This window comes from Caulobacter sp. DWR3-1-2, assembly GCF_049896225.1.
Lineage (GTDB): Bacteria > Pseudomonadota > Alphaproteobacteria > Caulobacterales > Caulobacteraceae > Caulobacter.
Window position 1 is genome coordinate 398,999 of sequence record NZ_JAFCTW010000003.1, and the last position, 22,884, is coordinate 421,882.

The 22,884-nt window shown below is 65.7% G+C and carries 21 protein-coding genes, 4 tRNA genes and 1 pseudogene; 3 read left to right on the forward strand and 23 right to left on the reverse strand.

The genetic code is table 11. The features are described from left to right. Positions 1-38: 38 nt before the first annotated feature. The 22 genes and pseudogenes from ACP696_RS06390 to ACP696_RS06495 all read right to left on the reverse strand — a co-directional run bounded on the left by ACP696_RS06390 (position 39) and on the right by ACP696_RS06495 (position 18,848). On the reverse strand, positions 39-800 hold the full coding sequence (locus ACP696_RS06390) for an ABC transporter ATP-binding protein (RefSeq protein WP_426043570.1): 762 nt from the start codon (positions 798-800) through the stop codon (positions 39-41). A gap of 1 nt (position 801) precedes the next feature. Beyond that, complete coding sequence (locus ACP696_RS06395; RefSeq protein WP_426043571.1) at positions 802-1,620, reverse strand: ABC transporter permease; 819 nt, start codon at positions 1,618-1,620, stop codon at positions 802-804. Positions 1,621-1,699: 79 nt separating this feature from the next. Then, positions 1,700-2,812: a putative urea ABC transporter substrate-binding protein gene (locus tag ACP696_RS06400; RefSeq protein WP_426043572.1), complete on the reverse strand. Its 1,113-nt coding sequence runs from the start codon at positions 2,810-2,812 to the stop codon at positions 1,700-1,702. Positions 2,813-3,190: 378 nt separating this feature from the next. Further along, positions 3,191-3,463 (reverse strand): hypothetical protein, encoded by a 273-nt coding sequence (locus tag ACP696_RS06405; RefSeq protein WP_426012249.1) that lies wholly within the window; start codon positions 3,461-3,463, stop codon positions 3,191-3,193. Between the two features lie 36 nt (positions 3,464-3,499). After that, positions 3,500-6,700: pseudogene (locus ACP696_RS06410) on the reverse strand (glycosyl hydrolase family 8). 215 nt (positions 6,701-6,915) lie between these two features. Further along, on the reverse strand, positions 6,916-7,122 hold the full coding sequence (locus ACP696_RS06415; RefSeq protein ID WP_426043573.1) for a hypothetical protein: 207 nt from the start codon (positions 7,120-7,122) through the stop codon (positions 6,916-6,918). 317 nt (positions 7,123-7,439) lie between these two features. Beyond that, on the reverse strand, positions 7,440-7,673 hold the full coding sequence (locus ACP696_RS06420; RefSeq protein ID WP_426043574.1) for a hypothetical protein: 234 nt from the start codon (positions 7,671-7,673) through the stop codon (positions 7,440-7,442). Then, entirely contained in the window at positions 7,670-7,963 is a 294-nt protein-coding gene (locus ACP696_RS06425; protein ID WP_426043585.1) for a glycosyltransferase, read from the reverse strand. Before ACP696_RS06425 ends, ACP696_RS06420 begins: the two co-directional genes overlap by 4 nt. A gap of 6 nt (positions 7,964-7,969) precedes the next feature. Continuing rightward, positions 7,970-8,386: a hypothetical protein gene (locus ACP696_RS06430; protein WP_426043575.1), complete on the reverse strand. Its 417-nt coding sequence runs from the start codon at positions 8,384-8,386 to the stop codon at positions 7,970-7,972. Between the two features lie 579 nt (positions 8,387-8,965). Then, positions 8,966-9,042: transfer RNA gene (locus ACP696_RS06435), tRNA-Arg, on the reverse strand. A 54-nt stretch (positions 9,043-9,096) separates the two neighbouring features. Next, positions 9,097-9,402 (reverse strand): ETC complex I subunit, encoded by a 306-nt coding sequence (locus ACP696_RS06440; protein ID WP_426012255.1) that lies wholly within the window; start codon positions 9,400-9,402, stop codon positions 9,097-9,099. A gap of 42 nt (positions 9,403-9,444) precedes the next feature. After that, positions 9,445-9,521, reverse strand: a tRNA-Pro gene (locus tag ACP696_RS06445). A 75-nt stretch (positions 9,522-9,596) separates the two neighbouring features. Beyond that, on the reverse strand, positions 9,597-10,115 hold the full coding sequence (locus ACP696_RS06450) for a DUF192 domain-containing protein (protein ID WP_426012257.1): 519 nt from the start codon (positions 10,113-10,115) through the stop codon (positions 9,597-9,599). 96 nt (positions 10,116-10,211) lie between these two features. Further along, positions 10,212-10,820, reverse strand: a complete 609-nt coding sequence (gene cspD, locus ACP696_RS06455) for a stationary phase survival cold shock domain protein CspD (RefSeq protein ID WP_426012258.1) — start codon at positions 10,818-10,820, stop codon at positions 10,212-10,214. Between the two features lie 171 nt (positions 10,821-10,991). Next, positions 10,992-11,066: transfer RNA gene (locus ACP696_RS06460), tRNA-Glu, on the reverse strand. A 54-nt stretch (positions 11,067-11,120) separates the two neighbouring features. Next, a tRNA-Glu gene (locus ACP696_RS06465) sits at positions 11,121-11,195 on the reverse strand. Positions 11,196-11,264: 69 nt separating this feature from the next. Continuing rightward, the gene (recJ, locus tag ACP696_RS06470; protein ID WP_426043576.1) at positions 11,265-13,082 is read right to left on the reverse strand and encodes a single-stranded-DNA-specific exonuclease RecJ; all 1,818 of its coding nucleotides are present in this window, start codon (positions 13,080-13,082) and stop codon (positions 11,265-11,267) included. Between the two features lie 449 nt (positions 13,083-13,531). Then, positions 13,532-14,503 carry a class 1 fructose-bisphosphatase gene (locus tag ACP696_RS06475; protein ID WP_426012261.1) on the reverse strand — a complete coding sequence of 324 codons (972 nt, stop codon included), beginning with the start codon at positions 14,501-14,503 and terminating at the stop codon, positions 13,532-13,534. Between the two features lie 147 nt (positions 14,504-14,650). Then, positions 14,651-15,604, reverse strand: a complete 954-nt coding sequence (gene glpX / locus ACP696_RS06480) for a class II fructose-bisphosphatase (RefSeq protein ID WP_426012262.1) — start codon at positions 15,602-15,604, stop codon at positions 14,651-14,653. Between the two features lie 53 nt (positions 15,605-15,657). Beyond that, complete coding sequence (locus tag ACP696_RS06485; protein WP_426012263.1) at positions 15,658-16,947, reverse strand: homoserine dehydrogenase; 1,290 nt, start codon at positions 16,945-16,947, stop codon at positions 15,658-15,660. Between the two features lie 121 nt (positions 16,948-17,068). Then, positions 17,069-18,289, reverse strand: coding sequence for an LL-diaminopimelate aminotransferase (locus ACP696_RS06490; protein WP_426012265.1), 1,221 nt, complete (start codon positions 18,287-18,289; stop codon positions 17,069-17,071). Positions 18,290-18,398: 109 nt separating this feature from the next. Beyond that, positions 18,399-18,848 (reverse strand): hypothetical protein, encoded by a 450-nt coding sequence (locus ACP696_RS06495; protein ID WP_426012267.1) that lies wholly within the window; start codon positions 18,846-18,848, stop codon positions 18,399-18,401. Positions 18,849-18,942: 94 nt separating this feature from the next. Here ACP696_RS06495 and ACP696_RS06500 point away from each other — a divergent pair, with 94 nt between their 5' ends. The 3 genes from ACP696_RS06500 to ACP696_RS06510 all read left to right on the forward strand — a co-directional run bounded on the left by ACP696_RS06500 (position 18,943) and on the right by ACP696_RS06510 (position 22,542). Continuing rightward, entirely contained in the window at positions 18,943-20,970 is a 2,028-nt protein-coding gene (locus ACP696_RS06500) for a class I poly(R)-hydroxyalkanoic acid synthase (protein WP_426043577.1), read from the forward strand. 76 nt (positions 20,971-21,046) lie between these two features. Continuing rightward, positions 21,047-21,505 (forward strand): HlyD family efflux transporter periplasmic adaptor subunit, encoded by a 459-nt coding sequence (locus ACP696_RS06505; RefSeq protein WP_426043586.1) that lies wholly within the window; start codon positions 21,047-21,049, stop codon positions 21,503-21,505. A 338-nt stretch (positions 21,506-21,843) separates the two neighbouring features. Beyond that, positions 21,844-22,542: a hypothetical protein gene (locus tag ACP696_RS06510; protein WP_426043578.1), complete on the forward strand. Its 699-nt coding sequence runs from the start codon at positions 21,844-21,846 to the stop codon at positions 22,540-22,542. A 72-nt stretch (positions 22,543-22,614) separates the two neighbouring features. On the opposite strand, the gene ACP696_RS06515 is transcribed toward ACP696_RS06510, so the two are convergent. After that, a partial coding sequence (locus ACP696_RS06515; protein ID WP_426043579.1) for an IS30 family transposase occupies positions 22,615-22,884 on the reverse strand: 270 nt, incomplete at its 5' end.

A 22,884-nucleotide genomic window follows, 5' to 3' on the forward strand; every position in this document is an offset into this window, starting at 1 on the left:
CGTCGGCTTCGCCGACACCTCCCCGACAGGGGGAGGATTTACTTCCCCAATCCCGCCAGCGCCTCAGGCCCCACCGCACCCGGCTTGTCCAACGGGAAGTCATAGACCGCCGTCGAGCCGTAGCGGTGCGGGGCCTGAGGATCGCGCCGCCGCTTGTCGAAGGCCAGGACGCGGGTGCCCAGCTTGAAGGCTTCCTTGATGTCGTGGGTGACCATCATGATCGTCAGGCTGTGCTCGCGCCAAAGGCCGGTGATCAACTCATGCATGTCCAGGCGCACGCCTGGGTCGAGGGCGCCGAACGGCTCATCGAGCAGCAGGATGCGCGGTCTCTTGATCAGGGCCTGGGCGATGGCGAGGCGCTGCTGCATGCCGCCCGAGAGCTGGGCGGGATAGACGTCGCCACTGTCGCCAAGACCAACGGCGGCCAGCATGGCGTCGGCCTGCTCCTGGGCGGCGCGACGCTTGGCCCCCGACAGGCGGCCAAGGAGCGGCGAGCCAGCGCAGTCGAGGCCGAACACGACATTGTCCCGGGCGCTCAGGTGGGGAAACACCGAATATTTCTGAAACACCACGCCGCGATCCGGTCCCGGTTCGGCGCGCAGCTTGCGGCCGTCAAGGTCGATCGCGCCCTTGGTCGGCGCCTCCTGGCCCAGGGCCAGGCGCAGGAAGGTGCTCTTGCCCGCGCCGGACGGACCGACGATGGAAACGAAGCTGCCCTCCCCGATCGACAGGTCGACATTTTCGAGCACGACCTTGTCGCCGTACTCCACCCAGACATTGCGGAAGGTCAGCAGGGCCATCTCAGCGGCTCCGCGCCGGATGCGCCCACGGATAGACCCGGCGGCTGGCGGTGCGCAGCGCCCAGTCCATCAGCACCGCCAGAATCGAGATCCAGACGACGTAGGGCAGGATGATGTCCATGGAGAGATAGCGGCGGACCAGGAAAATCCGGTAACCCAGGCCCACATCGGCGGCGATGGCTTCGGCGGAGATCAGATAGACCCAGGCCGGGCATAGCGATAGGCGCAGGCTGTCGATCAGCCGCGGCATGGCCTGGGGCAGCGCCACGCGCAGGGCCAGTTGCCAGGTGCTGGCGCCCAGGGTCTGGGCCTTGACCAGCTGTTCTTCCGGGATGGCGGCGACCTGGGCGGCGAGGTCGCGGACCATGACCGGGGTAATGCCGATGACGATCAGGGCGATCTTCGCGGTCTCGCCCAGGCCAAAGACGATGAACAGGATCGGCAGAACGGCGATCGGGGGCACCACGGCGATGGCCGCCACCAGCGGCCCGAACTTGGCGCGCAACAGGGGCAGCAGCCCCAGGCCGAGGCCCAGCACCAGGGCCGTACCGGTCGATAACGTCAGGGCGATCCCGATCCGGCGCAGACTGGCCACGGTGTCGACCACCAACGGGGCGTCCCCGGTCAGGGGATCGACCTTCGCCATCAACTCCACCGCCTCGACCATGGCGGTCGGGGTGGGCAGCAGCTTGTCGCGTGGGTTCTCGGCATGGCGGGCCTGGGAGGCCATCAGATAGACCAGCGCCACCGCCAGTAGCGGCACGAGGCCCAACAGGACGCCGAGGCCGCGTCCTGGTCTGACGTTCAACAATCGGCGCATGGGGCGGGGTTGGGTCCTTGGCTGTCTCGAAAAAGGGGCGTCCTAACTTCCGTCTTCCCGGGGAGACGGATTGAAAGGTCTACAGCTTGCCGTCGGCGGCCTGCTGAACATAGGTCGGATCGAAGCGCAGCTTTACATTGGCCGGGTCGCCCAGGGTCTTGCCGCCCGGGAAGCGGATGCCGATGTCGTCCACCGACTTCGCGCCCTGGCCAAAAAGCCCCATATTGAAGCTGAACTTGCGGACGCGGTCGTTGGCGGTGATCAAGTCTGGGCTGACCGTTGCGGCCAGGGCGGCCTGGGGCGTGGCGTAGAGGTAGGTGGTCTTCAGCTGGTTCTCGAAGCCGGCCAAGTCGGAGCCCGACAGCTTGGCCATCGCCTCGCGCGCCGCCTTGCCTTCAGGGGTCTGGGCGACGGTCAGGGCCGTGACTTCGTACCAGATGCCGGTCAGCGCCTTGCCCAGGTTGGGATTGGCCTTCAAGGCCTCGGTGCTGACCATCAGGCCGTCGAGGATCTCGCCGGGGATCTTGGAGCTGTCGAACACCTCGGTGGCGCCCGGCATCTTCTTTACTTCCGACAGCTGCGGGTTCCAGGTCACCAGGGCCTTGGTGTCGGCCGCGCCATAGGCGCCGACGATGTCGGCGTCGGAGGTGTTGACCGTCTTGACGTCGGCCATTTTCAGCCCGGCCTTCTCCAGGGCGCGGGCCAGCAGGTAATGCGAGACCGACAGCTCGACCAGGTTGACGGGTCGATCCTTGATCTGGGCCAGGGTCGTTCCGTTCTTCAGGATCACCCCGTCATTGCCGTTGGAATAGTCGCCGATCATCAGGACGGTGGTGTCCTTGCCGGCGGCGGCGGGCACGGTCAGGGCGTCCATGTTGGTGGCGGTGACGCCGTCCAGCTTGCCGGCCGAGAACTGGTTCAGCGACTCGACATAGTCGTTGATCTGCACCAACTCGATCTGCACGCCGTACTTGTCGGCCCACTTCTTCACGATGCCCGACTGCTGAGCGTAGGCCCAGGGCATCCAGCCGGCATAGATGGTCCAGCCGATCTTGTAGTCGGTCTTGGCGGCGGTCGCGACGGGTGTCGCTGGGGTCGCGGTCTTCTCGGCGGGCTTTCCGCACGAGGCCAGGGCCAGGCAGGATACCGCCAGGGCGGCGATGAAACGCTTGCGGGTGAACAGGGTGCTCATGAGCGGTCTCCCTCGAATTTCGCTGGAGACCAGGGTTCCGCATATTACGAGTTTGCGCAATCGTAATACTGGAGGGAAGCAGCGCCGGTCGCTGCGGCCATGGGACTTGCCGCAAAAGCGGGCCATCCGGCGACGCGGCGCCGTTTCCCGCGCCGTTTCCGCCTTCAAATACGAGGATTTGCCTGCCGACGTCCCAACAAGGAATGCGGAGACCTGTTCCGATAGCCGCGCTTAGTTCCTGAGCGACGGTCGTGGCTAGAGCATTTTTCGAGCGAAGTGGTTCCGGTTCTCGTGAAGAAAAATGCGTCAAAACAAACGATTAGAGCTCACGGCCTGACGCAGTCAGGTCGGGAAATGCTCTAGAGAGCGAGAGAAGCGCTAACGCTTGCTCATCCGGTTGAAAATCCCGGCCAACGGCGTGCCGCGGGGAGCGACCAGCGCCGCTTCGACATTATAGGCGCGAAACAGGCCGACATGGGCCTGCCGCGCATCTTCGTTGGCCGCACGATCCGGTGTCGGAAAAGACGGGCTTTTGACCGCGAGCGCAGGCTCGGCGATCTGCACCGCGTCCCATTTCTGGTCCTCGAAGACCTGATAGGGCAGGTCGGCCTGATTGATCATCGAAAAGAGACGATTGATGTCACGGGGCATGACACCACTCCGCCGCGCGATCGCACGGCCCAGGGGTTAAGGGCGCCGCTCCTCCGTCTCCCGAGCCGCCAGATCGGCGAGCAGGGTCAAGGCCGAGGCGTAGTAGGCGTGATCCGGTGTCGCCCCCGCGACGGTCCGGACCTTCGTGTCATTCAGGGCCAGGGCGGCGATGGCGGCACCCCCGCTTGATATAGTAAATTCGGCGACTTGGCCGCTCGACAAATTGACCCAGGCCGGCGGACGCTTGCCGGCCCGCAACGCCTGGCGCCAAAAGGTTTTCTCGCTCGCCGCCAGGGCGTCCTCGCCACCCCAAACAATGTAAAGCGGCACCCTGATCGCCTCGAATTCGAACAGCGGGGGCTTGTCCGGGGCTGGAAAAATCTGTCCATCGACGCCGACCAGCAGCCAGTCGGGTGCCAGGTTGTGCGAACCGAAGCGTCCGTCACGCGCCGGAATCAGGCCGCTTGCGATCAGGCTGCGCCAGGGCGCGCCGCCGCCGTCGGCCTCGGCGAAGTCCTGCAAGGCCGGCAGCACGAAGTAGGATGGGTTGGTCGTCACCCCGCCGGCGCCGCGAAAACCTTCCTCGCCGGGCAGGAGCACCGTACGGCCACCGATCTCGACGGCCAGCCGGTCGGCCACCGCGCCACGCAGCCGGGCCGAGGCGGCCAGGTATTCTGGTTCGCGCCAGCGACGGCCGGCCCGCAGCAGCGCCCAGGCGACAAAGATATCCCCGTCGGCGGCGTTGTTCTCGTCGGCCACCGCCGGGGTCGCCCGCGGATCATATCACCAGGCCAGCAGCGGGGCCTTCTCGCGCGCGAGGTGGGCCTGGGTCCAACCCCAGGCGCGGTCGAAGGTCTGGCGGTCGCCGTGCGCCTCGGCCAGCAGCATGGTCCAGCCCTGGCCCTCGCTGTGGCTGACGCCGCCGTTCTCGGGATCCACGACGCGGCCGTCTTGCAAGACATAGGCGGCCTTGAACGCCGCCCAGCCATCCGAGGGCCGCGCGCAGGCGCCCGCCCCGCCGCCCAAGGCGATCGCCATCATCCGCACCAGCCTAAGCCCGGTGTTCGAACACCAGGGGCCGAGCGCGCGGATCGCGGCAAATGGTCGCCGCGCCAAGGCTGCCCTGGTCATTAAGCCAGGCGCCGTAGGTCCGGCCAGGACCTCCGCCATGAGCGGTAGCCAAGCCTGGCCGGCATCGTACGACAGGCTGACCCCGCCACCGCTGCGCATGACTCGGCCATAGCGCTCGCCGGTCACCGGGTCGCGGGCTCCGGTATAGGCGATGACGCTGTCGGTCACCGGGCGGCGCTCGACCCACAGCTTGGCCTGACCAGAGGGTCCAAGACGCGGCGACCAAGCGGCGCCCCCCGCCGCGTCGACCTTGCCAAAGCCAAGGGGCGAGGTCCCGATGTCGGCGGCGAAATCGCCGGCCTTGACCCCCAGGTTCACCGCAGCGCCCGAGGCGCTCTGGGTCCCGGCGCTTCGATAGACCGGCGCATAGGCCCCGACGATGGCGCGAGCATTGGTGATCTGATTGGCGCCGAACCGCTGCTCGGCGCTGCCGCCCGGCGTGCCGGCGTCGATGCTGACCGGCGAGATGGAGGCCGTGAACCGCGCGCCGCCCAGCGAGGTGGCGGCCGAGGCCGTGGCCGATAGCTCGTCAAGCTTGCCGAGACCCGCCTCGCCCGAACGGGTGCGAAACTTGGCGGAGCCGGAAACCTCGACGGCCGTTCTGGCGGTCAGTTCGGCGATCTGCCGGTCGATGTCGCTGACCACGGGGTCGCTGGCCGCCGGGGCCAGGGCGAATGTGTTGCCTTCGCTCTGCGCGGCATAGAGGGGCGGCGCATAGGTCGTCGCGGGCGGCGGCGCGGCGGCCTCCCCGCCCCGGCCGTTGCGGCCCGTGAACGGAAAGGCGACGCCGGCCTGGCGCAGACGGTCGGCCCGCTCGGCGCCGAGCGTGGCGGTCAGGTCGGCGACACCCTGCATCCCCTGTTGCGTCGAGCCGGCCCGTGCTGCGGCCTGGCGGATCAGGGCGGCGGCCTCGGCGTCACGACCAGCGCGGGCCAGGACCGTGACCATGCCGTCATAGCTCGCGGGCGGCTCGGTGACGCCGGCCATCAGGGCTTCCTGGGCCAGGGCCAGCGCCGTCTGCTCGTCGCCCATCTCGTAAAGCGCCACGGCCACCCGGCCGCTGGTCTCGACCGGCAGGTCGGAACGCGTCGCCACGGAGCGCAGATATCCAGCGCCGCCGCCGCGCTGAGCCTGCTGGATGGCCGCGTCGATCTCCAGCCGCGACCGCAGCGCGGCCACCGCCGGGGTGACCTGGGTGGGCGATACGCGGTTGATCAGCATCAGGGCGTCCGCGGGACGACCTTGTTGGTCCGCGAACAGGGCGGCGGCCTGGATGTGTTCGGGATTGGCGCTCGAGGCCACGGGCGCCATCAATCCCTGGGCGGCGGCGGCCTCGCCCTGTCCGGCCAGAAAGCGCGCGAAGTCCAGACGAACCCAGGGATCGCCGGGCGCGGCGGCCAAGGCGGCCTCGAACGCGGTGTTGGCCCCCGATAGGTCGCCGTTGGCCCATAACCGGTTGGCGCGGTCGTGGTCCAGGCGACCGCGCACGGCGCTCTGGCCGCTGGCGTCGAGTTGGAAAGCAGGCGACTGGTCGGCCGGGGCCTCGGCTTCGCCAGACCGGTTCTGGTCGAGCAGAGCCTGGACCAAGCCCTGCTGCGCCTCAACCTGACCCGGCGCGACGGCCAGGATCTGGCGATAGACGGTCTCGGCCTGCGCCGCCTCGCCCTGGCGGCGCAGGGCTTCGGCCAGCAAACCCTGGGCCATGGCGCGCTCGGGATAGGCCGGACCGGTGAGCGGCCGCAGCGCCCGCCCGGCCTCGACGGCGCGGCCCTGGTTCAGGGCGGCCTGGCCCTGTTGCAGGCCGGCATAGAATCTGGCGCTGGTCAGGGCTTCCCTCCAGCGGCTTGCCGAGCCCGGGCTCGCGCGAGCGGCGCGTTCGAGCAGGCCGGCGGCTTCCGCGAAGCGCTGACCGCGCAGGCGCACCAAGCCCAGGCCGCCCAGCGCGTCGGCGTCATTGGACCGGCGGGTGATCGCGGCCAAGAAACGCGCCTCGGCCACCGCCAGATCATTGCGCTGGAGCGCCGCGAAGCCCTCGGCTCGCCCCTTGGCGCTGGGATCAACGGCCGGCTTGGCGTTGGCCGAGACCGGGCGATTGGCGTCGGCCAATTTGCGACCGATGTCGGCGTCGCCGGGATGGGCGGCGAGATAGTCGCTGAATAGGCCAGCGTTGCGTGGGGCGACATCGGTACAGATCAGGGCTTGGCGCCAGGCGGCCGCGGCCTTGGCGGCGGTCGCCCCCCGCTGATCGACAGCTTCGACAGCAGCGCCACGCCTTCGCGGCGGGCGCCTTCACGATAGGTCAGGGCCTGGCCCAAGGCCAGTTACACATTGGTGTCGCCAGGCTTGCGCGCGGCCAGCGACCGCAGGCCCTCCTGGGCCTGGGCAAGGCCGCCCGGCGCGCCCGCCAGGGTCTGAAAATATTCCAGCGCCGCGGAATTCGGCGGGATCGAGCCCCCAAACGTCTGGCGGTAGGCGGCCGCCGCCGCTGCGGTCTCACCACGCTGGGCCAGGGCGCGCGCCTGGCTCAAACCGCTGGCCTGGCCCTTCGCAATGGGGGCGTTCGGGTTGCTGAGCGCGGCAAGACCCTGGCGGGCCGCCGCATTGCCAGGCTCGGCGGCCAGGACCCGGCGATAGGGGTCGGCCGCCAGATTCTTGCGACCTTTCTGGCTCGCTGAGGCAGGGTCAGCCCCTTGCCGAGCAGCGGATTGTCAATCCGGAAGATTTGGGTCCATGCCCCGCGCCCAGCGGATGCGCTGGCCGATGTGCAGGGCCAGGCGTTCGGTCGCCAGCACCGCCGACAAGCGGATTTCCAGGAAGGCGGTGTTCCAGCCCCGTCACTGCTGTTTCAGGGCGGTATGAGCGCGAGGGCCGAGCGCCGGAGCACCGCGCAGGAGCCGCAGAAAAAGGCGGCGTTCCACAGGTCGTTGCCAGGCTGGACGACGCCGTAGAACAGGTCGCCTTCGCCGGGAATGTCGCGCACCGTCTGCAGGTTCCGCTGCACCGGATCGGGCGAATAGAAGTGGTGGGGTGTCTGCAGCAAGGCCAGGCGAGCATCCTCCTGGAACCAGCCGACAGTCATCTGCAGGAAGGCGCGCGTGGGGATGGGTCGCAGTCGAAGATGCAGACCAGCTCCGCAGCGGTCTGCTCCAGGGCATGGTTCAGATTGCCGGCCTTGGCGCCCTTGTTGTCTGGACGCGTGATGTAGATCGCCCCGGCCATTTCGGCGAAGGCCTTGAACGCGGGTCGCTTGCCGTCGTCCAGCAGATAGACCTGATAACGATTGCGCGGATAGTCCATGCCGATCGCCGCCAGGACGGTATCCTGCACGATCTCCAGGCTTTCGTTATAGGTCGGGATGAAGACGTCGATGCTTGGTCACGTGGCGGGCGGGCCTTCCAGGGGCCGGACCGGGCGCTGTAGAGGCCAGGCGGTCTGCAAATAGCCCAGCAGCAGGATCATCCAGGCGTAGATTTCGGCCATGTAAAGGCCGATGCCGAAGAACGTCTCGGCCGGCGTGCGGAAATGCAGGGTCTCGGTCGTGCGCCACCAGACGTATCGCGTGCTGACGATCACCGAGACGAGGGACAGAGCGATGGTCAGATGCCGCGATTGCGAGGCGCGATTGGCCACGATGACGATGATGATCGTGGTCAGGGCGAACAGCGCCTGGGCCTGGGCCTGGAAGCTAAGCGGAATGACGATGGCGACGCCAGCTACGCAGAGCACGCCGGCGATGGCGACCAGCCAGGCGGAGCGGGTGGCGAGGCGCTCGATCGTTGAGCCTTCGGTCATCACTCTCTATCCGGCGCAGCGCCCGAACGAGGCGGCACTCGGAGGATAGAGTTAGGGGTCAGCATCCAGCACACCTTCCAGGCTACACGCCGTAACACCCCTACCAGCGTGCACTTGATAGTTACAAGCCTAACTCACTTAGCAAAAACGTGAAGTCTATTTTTTAGCAATATAGTAATTAACAAAATCAATGATGAGGCTTAGCTAAGCCACGGCGTTTTTACGATTTTCGCTGCGCGAACGTCAAGCGGCAAGCCTACTCAAAGCCTCGCATAGACAAATTTGTTGTTCATGCAAGCAATGCTGAAGGCAGGCGCCTCAGAATACGTCCGCAAGGAAAATTGGCGGTAATTTCGTATGGTTACGCCAGACCAGCCATGATTGATCGGCGCAGTCACCCACCTGGAATTGCAGGGAGAACGAGGATTGGTTCGCTTGGTCAACATTGTTCAATCTTGGCGAATCAACACCGACGTGAAGCCAGCCGCCCTTCGCCAACCCGCATGTCTTGTTGCACGACTTGTCCATCCCGGCTTGGTGGGCCTCCTCGAACGGAGGAACCATCCGGCACGCGGCAGGTGGCGCGCCCTGCTGGATTCGAACCAGCGACCGCTCGCTTAGAAGGCGAGTGCTCTATCCATCTGAGCTAAGGGCGCGGACCTTGAGGCCCGACTTCGTGGTCTTCGGGCGGAAATGTTGAGGCGGAAAGCCTAGTGCGTCCAAGGCTGGCGACGGCCGGCGGCGAAGTTGTCCGCGTAGGCCTTGATGATCCGCCTGGGCGTCTTGGGCTCGAACAGCTGGAACGAGATTTCGTGACGCTGGGCGTAGGCCACGGCCTCTTCGCGGGTCTCGAAGTCGAGGCGGACCTGACCGTTCATGTCGCTCGACTGGGTCCAGCCCATCAGCGGGTCGGACCGTCTGGCCGAGGCCGGTTCGAACTCCAGCACCCAATGCGTGGTCTTGGCCTTACCGGACTGCATGGCGGTCTTGGCGGGGCGGTAGATGCGCGCGAGCATGAGCCTCTCCAGGTCGATCTATCACCCAAAAAGGGCCTGCGGTGGTCGGAGCGGCAGGATTTGAACCTGCGACCCTCTGGTCCCAAACCAGATGCGCTACCAGGCTGCGCTACGCTCCGGAACACCGGCAGGCGCGTGCTCTACAGGGCTTCGCCGCGCGGAGCAACGCATCCGAGCACGGTTTCCGGCGGAACTCAGCCTTTCGGGAAGATTTTGTTGAGCACCCGATCGCCGGGCAGGATGCCCAGCTGGGCCGCGCGGCCGCCGGGGATTTCCAGCACACCGCCGATCACGCCCCCGGACGGCAGCGGAGTCTCATCGTGCGGCACGGCGTTGCGGGCGATCGACAGCACCCGGCCATTGGGCGCGATATAGATGATGTCGAGCGGGATCAGGGTGTTCTTCATCCAGAAGGCCGCCCGCTGGGGCGGGTTATACGGAAACAGCATCCCGCGATCGAGCGCCAGGGACTTGCGGAACATCAGCCCCCGCTCTTGTTCGGCGCGGCTGACGGCCAGCTCGACCGTGAACTTGGCCGAACCCCGGCTGGTCCGGATTTCGACGGTGTCGAGCCTGCTGGTGGGCTTGCCGGCGACGCCGGCCGGCCTGGGCTTGGCCTGGAAGGCCTCGGCGGGCGCGGCCACCAAGGCCACGCCGAGCAACATCAGGACGATGACCTGCCGTCCCGGAACCCGTCGTCCCAGAGTCGTCATCACGCCTTGCCCATCTCGTTGGATATCTCGCCAAGCCGTTCTCGCGATATGTCCTAATAGGACGCTGCACGCGATGGCGAAAACGTGGCCGCCCTGTCAGTCGTCGGCGGCGGTGATCTCGGCGACGACCAGGCCCTTAGGTCCATCGGCGAAGCGCACCATCACGTCTTCACCGGGCTGGAGGTCTTCAAGGCCGCCGCGACGCAGGGTCTCGATATGCACGAAGATATCGCCAGGCTGGCCGTCGCGAACCACGAAGCCGTAACCCTTGGTGCGGTTGAACCATTTCACCTTGGCGCGCTCGGCCGGTCCGACAGGCTCCAGCGCTTGACGCCCGCTGTCGATGCCCGGTCGGAAGCTGTCGCGCTCGCGGCGCAAGCCCATGCCGGCGTCGCCGAACGGCCGCTTGGGACGCTCTATGGAGTCGCTGGCGGCGCTTTCGTCCAGGTCGACCACCTCCGAAACCTGCCAGCCCTTTGGGCGCTTGACCACGTCGCAAACGATCACCGCGCCCTCGAGCGCCGACTCCCGCCCGCAGTTGCGCAGCGAGGTGACGTGCAGCAGCACGTCCTTCAGGCCGGTCTGACCCGGATCGTCGGGCACGATGAAACCGTAACCCTTGCCCGTATCAAACCACTTCACGCGCCCGCTGATCCGCACGAATTCCTCGTGCGATCCCGATGCTTCGAAATCGAAACCAGACATTCCGCCCCTCTGGCCCGCCCAAACAGCCCAAGGGGCGAGCACCACTGAATAACACTGTTCTCGCGTGAGGAGAGCCGTCAATAACCAATTGAGGGGGATTGCCCATCAGGTGACAGCCGCGACATTTCGTCGCGGCTTCAAAACCGACATAAACCTGGGTGATGGTCGTGGTGGTAGTCCCTAGGGGAGTCGAACCCCTCTCTCCAGAATGAAAATCTGGCGTCCTAACCGATAGACGAAGGGACCACGGCGCCTGCATCAGGCGGGTATTCGCATGTAAAGTCTAAGTAGGCTTGGCGGTGGTAGTCCCTAGGGGAGTCGAACCCCTCTCTCCAGAATGAAAATCTGGCGTCCTAACCGATAGACGAAGGGACCACGTGGCCGCGAAGAGCAGGCGATATACAAAGCTTCCCCCCGAGGCGCAAGCGACCCGGTGTAGTTTTTTCAAGCGGTGCGCATGCGGGGGTCGGCGGCGTCCTCGATCTCCAGTTGCACCCCTTCGCGGCCCATATAATCGTCCGGTTTCAGACGACCGACCACATGCAGGGCGCCGCCGCCCGCCAGAAGGCGCCGGCCCAGATCGGTCTCGGCGCAGCGCCAGGCGATGGCCTTGATTCGGTCGCCCGACGGTCCGACCAGATCCATGCGGACGTGCCCCCCCTTCATCGCCATCGCCCGCTCGGGGCGCACGCCGGCCAGGGCGAACATCGGCTCGGGATTGCCAGGACCGAACGGCGCCATCTGCTGAAATTCGGTCCACAGGGCGCGGTTGGCGGCGCGCGGCTGAACCAGGGCGTCGATATCCACGCCCTCGACGCCCACGGCGTCCATCTCGCTGGCCAGGCGCTCTTCGAGAAAAGCGCGGAATTCGGGGATGGCGTCGGGGCGCATCGACAGGCCCGCGGCCATGGCGTGGCCGCCGCCGGCCATCAGCAAGCCCGCCTCGAAGGCGGCTTGGATCGCCGCGCCGAGATTGACGCCGGGCTGCGAGCGGCCCGAGCCCTTGCCGACATTGGCGGCGCGGTCGATGCCGATCACCACCACCGGCTTGCGATAGCGCTCGCGCAGGCGCCCGGCGACGATGCCGATGACGCCGGGGTGCCACCCCTCCCCCGCCACCACGATGACCGGAGCGTCGGGATTGAAGTTGCTGCCGCGCTCGAGAACCGCGGCGGCCTCCTCGACCACGCCGGCCTCGACCGCCTTGCGCTCGGTGTTGAGGCCGTCCAGCTCCTCGGCCAGCATCCGGGCCTCTTCGGGGTCGTCCGTAGACAGCAGGCGCGCGCCGAGATCCGAACGTCCGATCCGGCCGCCGGCGTTGATGCGCGGCCCCAGGATGAAGCCGGCATGGAACACCGAGGCGGGGCCGGAACCCTTGCCCACCTCGAACAGGGCCTTGAGGCCGGGGTTGCCCCAGCTGGACATGGTGCGCAGGCCCAGGGTCGTCAGGGCGCGATTGAAACCGACCAACTGAGTGACGTCGCAGACCTCACCCATGGCCACCAGGTCGAGCCACTGGCGCAGGTCGGGCTCGGGACGGTCTTCGCTGAACAGGCCGCGCTTGCGGGCCTCGCGGTTGAGCGCCACCAGCAGCACGAAGGTCACGCCAGCGGCGGCCAGCACCCCCTGCCCGCTCTGGCAACCCGGCCGGTTGGGATTGACCACGGCGGCGGCTGCCGGCGGGTCCTCGCGCATTAGGTGGTGATCAATCACCACCACTTCCAGGCCGATGGTGGCGGCGCTGGCGATGGCGTCATAGGCCGCCGCGCCGCAGTCCAGCGTGACGACCAGCTCGGCGCCGGTGGCGCGGATGGTCTTGAAGGCCGCGGGACTGGGACCGTAGCCCTCGGTCAGGCGGTCGGGAATATAGATCGGCAGCTCGACGCCCATGTGCCGAAACCACCGCACCAACTGGGCGGCGCTGGTGGCGCCGTCGACGTCATAGTCGGCGAACACCATGGTCGAGCGGCCGCGCTCCAAGGCGTCGATCAGGATCGTCGCCGCCATATCCATGTCGGTGAAGCTGGAGGGGTCGGGGAACAGCGCCTTCAGGGTGGGCCGCAGATAGTGTTCGGCGAGATCGACCCCGATCCCGCGCGAGGCCAGGGCCCGGGCCAGGGGCTCGGACAGGCCGTGGACCTGCTGGTGGCTGCGCGCTGCGGCGGCATCGCCCGGCCGCTCGCGCCAGGCCCGGCCGCTCAGCGATCGGGAGACGTCGAGGAAATGGGCGGTGTCGATAGGGGCGGCGGCGCCGTCGGCCATGGCTCAGGCCTCCCGCGCGGGGAAGCGGCTGGAATGAGCGTTCTGGACGTTCTTGGTCATGCTCCAAGCCTACCCACTTTGACGGATTCGCTCCATGTGGCGCGACGACGGAAGATAGGGCGGCGGTGCGTCAGGCGCGGACACAGCGAAAGAACCCTCTCTTTTTGAGAGAGGGAGGGGCCCGCCGCGAAGCGGTGGGAGGGTGAGAGGTTTCGCCGCCAACCAGAAAATCCGGAATTCTGCCGTTGAACACCTCCAGGGGTCAGTCCCGAGCTCTCGCCATGGATGCGGCTACCAGCGACCGCCACCTTCGCCAGACCCAGCGCCACAGCGGACGAACCTTGCCGTGCTCCGATCGGAGAGAGTGTAACCTCTCACCCTCCCACCGCCTCCGGCGGCGGGCCCCTCCCTCTCTCCATGAGAGAGGGATTCTTGGCCGGCTCGAGTGATTACCCTGCCCCCACCTGGTCCACTTCATTGGCCGAGCCCAGCACCACCGGCACGCGCTGGTGCAGCTTGGTGGGCTGGACGTCCAGAATCGGCGTGACCCCGTCGAGCGTCGATTTGCCGCCGGCCCGCTCGACGATCAGCGACATCGGGTTGGCTTCGTAGAGCAGGCGCAGCTTGCCCGGTTTATCAGGCTCGCGGGCGTCCCAGGGATACAGGAAGACGCCGCCGCGCATGGCGATGCGGTGGACGTCGGCGACCATTGAGGCCACCCAGCGCATGTTGAAGTTCTTGCCGCGCGGCCCCGGCTTGCCCGCCAGGCAGCCGTCAATATAGCGCCGCACCGGCTGCGCCCAGTGGCGCTGATTGGACATGTTGATCGCGAACTCGGCGGTGTCGGCGGGGATCACGATGTCGCCGTGGGTCAGCCGCCAGACGCCGTCCGCGTCGAGGGTGAAGCCCGTCACACCCGTAGACAGGGTCAGCACCAGCATGGTCTGGGGGCCGTAGACGGCATAGCCGGCCGCCACCTGTTGGCGGCCGGGCTGCAGGAAGTCGGCCTCGGTCGGGACGCCCGCCGTCGGCGCGGGCAGGATCGAGAAGATCGTGCCGACCGAGACATTGACGTCGATATTGCTGGAGCCGTCCAGCGGATCAAAGGTGACCAGGAAGCCCCCTTCCCGGCCGGTGGTCTCGATCTCTTCCAGTTCCTCCGAGGCCAGGCCCGCCACCGGCGCGCAGGCCTTCAGGGCGTCCCGCAAGATGTCGTTGGTGATGATGTCGAGCTTCTTCTGCTCCTCGTCCTGCACATTGACCTGGCCGGCCGCGCCGAGGCTGCCCGAGATCGCGCCCGAGGCGACGACTCGGCTGATCTGGACGCAGGCGGCGGCGACCGCGGCGACCACGTCCTTGACCGCGTCGTCGGCGGTCCGCTCGGCGGCCAGATGGTCGGCGAGGGTGATCAGGGTGGTCATGCAGGGCCTCGAATGGCGGCGGGATTCGCCGCGACCTTAGTCAATGGGAAGACGCGAGCCAACGACGGCTCAGCCGCCGAACGGCGGCGGCGCGGTTATGACCTAAAAAGGGCGACGCCCGCGCGACAAGGCGCGCGAAAACCAAGCCTAGACCTTCCGCTTCATCCGCACTTCGCGGACGGTGCCGGTCGAGGAGTTCATCACCAGGGTGTGGGTGTGGACGAAGCCGTCCTTATAAGTCACCCCGTCGAGCAGATTGCCCCAGGTAACGCCCGTCGCGGCGAAGATGGCGTCGGCCCGGACGATGTCGTGCAGGTCGTACTTCTTGTCGAGTTCGGTGATGCCCCACCGTGCGGCCCGAGCCTTTTCGTCACTGTTGCGGAAGAGGAGCCGGCCCTGGAACTGGCCGCCCACGCATTTCAGCGCCGCGCAGGCCAGCACGCCCTCGGGCGCGCCGCCGGACCCGACATAGAGGTCTATGCCAGTCGAAGGATCAGTGGTCGCGATCACTCCGGCCACGTCGCCATCGGTGATCAGATAGAGCCGCGCCCCCACCGAGCGAATGCTGGCGATGATCTCGGCGTGACGCGGACGGTCCAACACGCAGACAGTGATGTGCGAGGGATCCACGCCTTTGGCGGCGGCCAGGGACAGCACGTTGTGAGCCGGAGACTTGTCCAGGTCGATGACCCCGGCCGGCAGGCCAGGCCCGCAGGCGATCTTGTCCATATAGGTGTCGGGGGCGTTGAGCAGGGTGCCCTTGGGGGCCCAGGCCATCACCGCCAGGGCGTTGGGCATGGCCTTGGCCGCCAGGGTGGTGCCCTCCAGCGGATCCAGCGCGATGTCGATCTTGGGGCCTTTGCCCGTGCCGACCTTCTCGCCGATATAGAGCATGGGCGCTTCGTCGCGCTCGCCTTCGCCGATGACGATCTCACCGTTGATGTTGAGGTCGTTGAGCGCGTTGCGCATGGCGTCGACGGCGGCCTGGTCGGCCGCCTTTTCGTCGCCGCGCCCCACCTTGGTCCAGGATGCGATGGCGGCGGCTTCGGTCACGCGCACCGCGTCCAGGACCAGCGAGCGGTCCAGGGTCTTCGAACTCATCAACGTCTCCCAGCCTATGCGAGGCTTGAACTTCCGACCGCTTTTCGCGGTTCTCAGATGCGCGCTACGCGCAAAAGGCGGGGACGCTCTAGCACGGCGTGCAGTTTTTCGATGCGGCTAATCGCGTCCAGGAGATTGGATTCGGGAGTCGCATGGGTGACGAGCACGATCGGCACGCCCCCCGCCCCTTCGACGGGCTTCTGCAGGAAGCTGTCGATCGAGACCGCGCATTCGGCCAGGGTTTCGGAGATGGCGGCGATGGCGCCCGGCTCGTCGCGGACCATGATCCGCAGATAGGCCTTGCCGACCGACTTCGAGGGATCGACGGCCACGAAGGGTTTAAGTTGGCCGGCCGGGGCCTGGAACACCGGGCGCACGGCGTTGGTCATCACGTCAGCGATGTCGGCGGCCACGGCGGCGGCGGTCGGGCCCGCGCCGGCGCCGGGTCCCTGGATGTAGATCCGGCCGATCCGCTTGCCCTCGATGAACAGCGCATTGAGCGCCCCGCCGGCCTGGGCCAGCGGATGCTCCAGCGGGGTCAGGCTGGGATGGACCTTCACGGCCACGCCGTCGTCGGTCTTGGCGGCGCTGGCCACCAGCTTGATACGGTAGCCCAGGTCCTTGGCCAGCCTGATGTCGAGAAGCTCGACCTCGCTGACGCCCTCAATCTCGGCGGCGCCGAAATTGGGCGCGCAGCCGAAGGCCAAGGCGGCCAGGATGCTGATCTTGTGTCCGGCGTCGAAGCCGTCGACGTCCATGGTCGGGTCGGATTCGGCGTAACCCAGGGCCTGGGCCTCGCGCAGCACCTCGGCGAACGATCGGCCGGTCTTCTCCATCTCCGAGAGGATGAAATTGCAGGTGCCGTTGAGAATGCCGGCCACGCTGATCACGTCGTCGCCGACCATCGCCTCGCGGAGCATCTTCACCGCCGGCGTGCCGCCCATCACGGCGGCCTCGAACAGCAGCGGCGCGCCATTGGCCTCGGCTAGGCCAGCCAGTTCGGCGCCGTGCTCGGCGATCAGGGCCTTGTTTGCGGTGACCACAGGCTTACCCAGCTTCAGAGCCGCCTCGACAGCGGCCTTTGCCGGACCATCGCTGCCGCCGACCAGTTCGACGAACAGGTCGACATCCGGCGACGAGGCCAGCGCCACCGGATCGTCGAACCAGGTCAGGCCAGAGATATCGACCGTGCGCGGCCGCGAGCGCGAGCGGGCCGAGACCGCCGTCACAATGGCGCGGTCGCCGGCCGGCGCGAAGTCTGGACGCTCGCTCAGGAACTGCAGCAGCCCACCGCCAACGGTGCCGAGGCCGGCGACGCCGATGCGCCAGGTCTTTTGTGTCATGTTCTGTCTCGTTTCTTGGCCTTGCATCGCACCGGACCCAGCCCCCCAACCATCTCCCCGGCGAAGGCCGGGACCAAGCCTTCGCCGGGGAGACGGAAAAGAGTGATGCCCTTGGCGTCAGCTAGGCCTGTTCCATCTTGTTGTGCGCCTTGGCCAGGATGGCGTCGGCGTTGGCGATGAACTTCTTGACGTTGCGGGCGGCCTGCTTGATCCGCTGCTCGTTTTCCACCAAGCCGATGCGCACATAGCCCTCACCATACTCGCCAAAGCCGATGCCGGGGGCGACCGCCACGCCGGCCTCCTCGATCAGCAGGCGCGAGAACAGCATCGACCCGGCGGCCTCGTAAGCCGGCGGAATCTTGGCCCAGGCGAACATCGAGGCCGGCGGATTGGGGATGTCCCAGCCCGCCCGCTTCATCGACGACACCAGCGTGTCGCGACGGCTCTTATAGATGCCGCGGATCTCGTCGACGCAATCTTGCGGACCATTCAAGGCGGCGGCGGCGGCCACCTGCACGGGCGTATAGGCGCCGTAGTCGAGATAGGACTTCACCCGCGCCAGGGCCGAACAGATACGGGCGTTGCCGACCACCATGCCCACGCGCCAGCCGGCCATGGCGTAGGTCTTGGACAGCGAATTGACCTCGACAGCGATATCTCGCGCGCCATTGACCTGCAGGATCGAGGGCGGCGGATTATTCTCGAAATAGATCTCGCCATAGGCCACGTCGCTGATCACCAGCAGGTCGTGCTTCTTGGCCAGGGCCACGGCGTCCTTGTAGAAGTCCAGATCCACCGACTGGGCGGTCGGGTTGGACGGATAGGACAGGATCAGCACGCTGGGCGGCGGCACCGAATGCTTCACCGCCCGACTAATATTGGACAGGTACTGCTCGGGCGTCAGGGCCGGCACGTGGCGGATCACCCCGCCGGCCATGATGAAGCCGAAGGCGTGAATCGGATAGGCGGGGTTGGGGCAGATGATCACGTCGCCCGGCGCGGTCAGGGCCTGGGCCAGGTTGGCGAAGCCTTCCTTCGAGCCCAGGGTGGCGATCACCTCGGTGTCGGGGTTCAGCTTCACGCCGAACCGGCGATCGTAATAGCCCGCCATGGCCTTGCGCAGCCCGGCGATGCCCTTGGATGCCGAGTAGCGGCCGGCCTTGGGGTCGCGCGCGGTCTCGATCAGCTTGTCGACGATGTGCTTGGGGGTCGGCATGTCAGGATTGCCCATCCCGAAGTCGATGATGTCGGTCCCCTCGGCGCGGAGCCGCGCCTTGATCTTGTTCACTTCTTCGAAGACGTATGGCGGCAGGCGACGGATACGGTGGAAATCGGAGGTCATGATGGCTCATTGCGCCGCTTCGGCGCGCCTGGAGCGAATTGTCGGGCATGGATAGACCCCGAGCGGGGCCTCGCCAAGCCAGTTCAAGGAAATTTATGCCTCCGTCGCCCTATTGGGGCTTGGACGGAGGCGCGGTCGCTCGGGCGCGCGCCGCCTTGGCGAAGGCTTCGGTCTCGGCGCGGTCGGCGTCGGTGGGGATGTCGCTGGCCGGGACCTTGGCGACACTGCGCGCCTTGGTGGCGTAGGCGTCGGTTTCCGACAGGGTCCAGGTGCTGGGCGCGGTGTCGCGCTTCAGCTGGTCGGCGGCGGCCTTCTCGGCGCCGACGGCCTTCTTGAACTGGACCGGGGTGCGCACGTCGGTCGGGATCGCCGGGATATCGGAGAAGCTCGGCTTCTTGGCGTGCCCGGAGCCCTTGGCCGCGGCGTTCGCGGCGGCGGCGACCGGGGAACTCGGATCGGCTGGCGGCGGCGTGAATGGCGACGCGCAGGCGGCGAGCCCGAGGGCCGCGCCGCAGAAAAGTACGCCAAGACGTACGGTTTTACCGGTTTCGTCGTTCATCTTGTCTCAGGTCTTATGCGATGATCGCGGCGAGTGAAAGGCCATCCGAACCGCGCAAGCGAGATGGCCCTGATAAGACGGTGGAAGGAAGCCCATGGCCAAGATCGAAACCTCCCCCAAACCCCGTAAAAGAGCCGCGCCCAAGGCAGATGGGGCGCCCGCGGCCCCCAAGACCAAGGCGAAGGCCGCCCCCAAGGTTTCGCCGAAGCGCAAGCCCGAGCCCGACTCCCGCGCCGCCGCAGCCTCAGCCTCAGCCGAATCGACGACGCGCCGGGCGCCGCCACCAGAGGCGCCGAGGGGCTCCGCCGCCGCCATGCCCGACTTCGAGGCGTTTCTGTCGCCCCACCAACGGCAGATGATGGAGACCTTGTCGGCCAACCTGGCCCGCGCGGCCGTCACCGCCCAGGGCGCGATCGCCGAGGCCGCCCTGCGCCAGGCCGACCGTCCCGCCGCGTTGAGCCCCGACCCCTTCCATGTCGGCCCGGCCTTCAACGAAGTGATGACCAGCCTGGCCGCTCAGCCGGACCGGCTGCTGCGAGCCCAGGCCGATCTCTTCAGCCGCTACATGGACCTGTGGCAGTCAGCCGCTCGCAAGATGACCGGCGAGCCCACCCAGCCGATCGTGACCCCTGCCGCCGGCGACAAGCGATTCAGCGATCCGGACTGGGCGTCCAACCCGATGTTCGACATGATGAAGCAGAGCTACCTGCTGTCGTCGAACTGGCTGAACGACCTGGTCTCACAAGCCGAGGGCGTCGATCCCGCGTCCAAGCGCCGGGTCGAGTTCTTCACCAAGATGCTGACCGACGCGTTCTCGCCGTCGAACTTCCTGATCTCCAACCCCGCCGCCTTGCGCGAGGTGCGCCAGAGCAACGGCGAGAGCCTGGTGCGCGGCATGGCCAACTTCGCCGCTGACCTGGAGCGCGGCGGCGGCCAACTGGCCATCAGCCAGACAGACCTGGCCAAGTTCAGGGTGGGCGAGAACGTCGCCACCGCGCCGGGCAAGGTCGTCTACCAGAACGACATCCTGCAACTTCTGCAGTTCCAACCGACCACCGATCAGGTGCACGAGATCCCGCTGCTGATCTTCCCGCCGTGGATCAACAAGTTCTACATTCTGGACCTGCGCCCCGAAAATTCGATGATCCGATGGCTCACGGGCCAAGGCTTCACGGTGTTCGTCGCCTCGTGGGTCAATCCCGACAACCGCCAGGCCGACAAGACCTTCGAGGACTACATGTTCGAAGGGATCTACGACGCCACCCAGCAGGTGATGACCCAGACGGGCGTCGATAAGGTCAACACCGTCGGCTACTGTATCGGCGGCACCCTGCTGTCCTGCGCCCTGGCCCACATGGCCGCCAAGGGCGACAAGCGGATCAATTCGGCCACCTTCTTCGCCGCTCAACAGGACTTTTCCGAGGCCGGCGACCTGCTGCTGTTCACCGACGAGGCCTGGATCAAGACCATCGAGGCGCAGATCGACGCCCAGGGCGGCTACCTGCCCAGCCAGTCGATGGCCGACACCTTCAACAGCCTGCGCGGCAATGACCTGATCTGGTCGTTCTTCATCAACAACTACCTGATGGGCAAGGAGCCGCGCCCTTTCGACCTGCTGTTCTGGAACGCCGACCAGACGCGCATGCCCAAGGCCCTGCACCTCTATTATCTGCGCAACTTCTATAGGGACAACGCCCTGACTCAGGGCCACCTGACCCTGGGCGGGGTGAAGCTGGACCTGTCGAAGGTCAAGACCCCGATCTATGTCCAGTCGTCCAAGGACGACCACATCGCCCCGTTCCGCAGCGTCTATCGCGGCGCGCGGGCCTTCGGCGGCCCGGTGACCTTCACCATGGCCGGCTCAGGCCACATTGCCGGCGTGATCAACCACCCGGACGCCATGAAGTATCAGCATTGGACCAACGAACACCTGCCCGGCTCGGTCGAAGGCTGGCGAGCTGGCGCAGAGGAGCATGCCGGGTCGTGGTGGCCGCATTGGGCGACCTGGCTGAAGGCCAGGTCGGGCAAGCTGGTCGCGGCCCGTGATCCCGCCAAGGGACCGCTGAAGCCGCTCGAGGACGCGCCCGGCAGCTTCGTGAGGGTGCGCTCAGACGCGGCTTAACGTCTGGCCGCTCGGCTTTGCCGGCCTGGCCGCCACGCGCGGAGACGCGCTGCGCAAGGCCCAGCAGAAGCGCGGTCTGCAGACCCCGACCGCCCCGGTCGGCGGCATAATCCAGGCCGTCTCGGTGACCACGCTTGGCGAGGTGGCCGAGACCGGCAAGCCGATCGTCACCCTGGTGGCCGATGGCGAGGCCTTGGTGGTCGAGGCCCTCGTTTTGGGCCGCGACATCGGCTTCGTCCACACCGGCGATCGCGCCGTCGTCAAGCTGGAGGCCTATCCGTTTACCCGTTACGGCACGCTGTCGGGCGAAGTGATCCAAGTCTCGCCGGACGCCATCGTCGACGAAAAGCGCGGGTTGGTGTTTCCCGTCAGGGGGAAGCTGTCACGGGCGCGTCTTACGGTTGACGGCCGGCAAGCCTTGCTGTCGGCTGGGATGAGCGCTTCGGTCGAGATCGTGACGGGGAAACGGCGGGTGATCGATTTTCTGTGGTCGCCCGTGGCGAAGACGGTGTCAGAGGCGGGGAGAGAGCGGTGAGAAAATTTGCACAGCCTATCGACGAAGAAAAACCGCGTCGTGCCGGCTCACGGGCCGACGGAAGAATTTTAGCAATCATACGCGCCTTGAACACTATTATAATTTTCGCAATTCTTGCAATCATAACTACTGGAACTGTGACCTATAGATCGTACATTTATATCATAATGTTTATTAAGATTGAAGTTGGCGCGATATTATCATTAATAATACGAACATTTTCCTACTTCTATGCCGTTAATAGACTGGTATCAGAGTTGTCAATTGTTGTTATAATTGCGGCATCAATAATTCTGAACTACTATTCGTTATTGTATCTTTTTGAAGATTAGTATTACGTGAATGCGAAAAATCAGATGAGGGGGCTGCTGCATAAGGTGATCAAAGTTTGCCTACTGCTTTTCGTGGCTCTGGTTATCTCGGCATGCTCAAATACCGATGCCAATTCGTCAGTTGTCGATAACCCTTCCAGCAGCCAAGCGATAAAAATGGGACAGCTATATTCAGCTAGTGGCCCCCCATTTCCAATCTTTCGGTCTGGGATTTACAAATACAGAAACGGATTTATTTGTTGGGCAGGTTTTTACCTGAGCAGTGAGCCCGGTTCGGGCTCGCAAACCGGGCGTGGTGACGAAATTGCCGTTAACTTAATAGGAAATGATGATTGCACACCACGGACATTGGAAAGCTTTAACGGTGGATATTTTGATGCTGCCTTTAAGTTGAAAAGCCAACATAACAGTCACGGCAATGTTTTTGAAAATTCATGCGAGAGCACTTGCTTCACAAGGGCTTATTTGAAATCGAATAATGTTGATTATTTTGCTGTCTGCAGCACCAGCGATACCCCGGGGCCTATCAATCTTTTGGGTAAATGCCAAGTAATATCCCATGGAATATTTGGCGTCATAGTAGTAACGACGTATATTTTCGATTCTATTGACCAGGCAAGTTATGCGTCGGGTAGCAAAAGATCCATCATGGCTGGAGTGTTAGCGATCGAAAATCTATACACAGCTATTAAACAGGGGGTATAATGTCATCTTCGCGAGCGAAAACAGTCCTCGAATTTTTGTAGAAAGAGGGACAGAAAGAGGGACACGGCGGTCTCAACCGGTCATCGCAACGGCTCTTTCGAATACTTCGGCGGGTGTCTGGAAGTCGAGGGTTTTGCGAGGGCGGTTGTTGATTTCGAGGGCGACGGCGTCGAGTTGCTCCTGGGTGATGGCCGACAGGTCCGCGCCCTTGGGGAAGTATTGCCGCAGCAGGCCGTTGGTGTTTTCGTTGCTGCCGCGCTGCCAGGGGCTGTGGGGATCACAGAAATAGACCTGGACGTTGGTGGCCATGGTGAAGCGGGCATGCTGGGTCAGTTCCGAGCC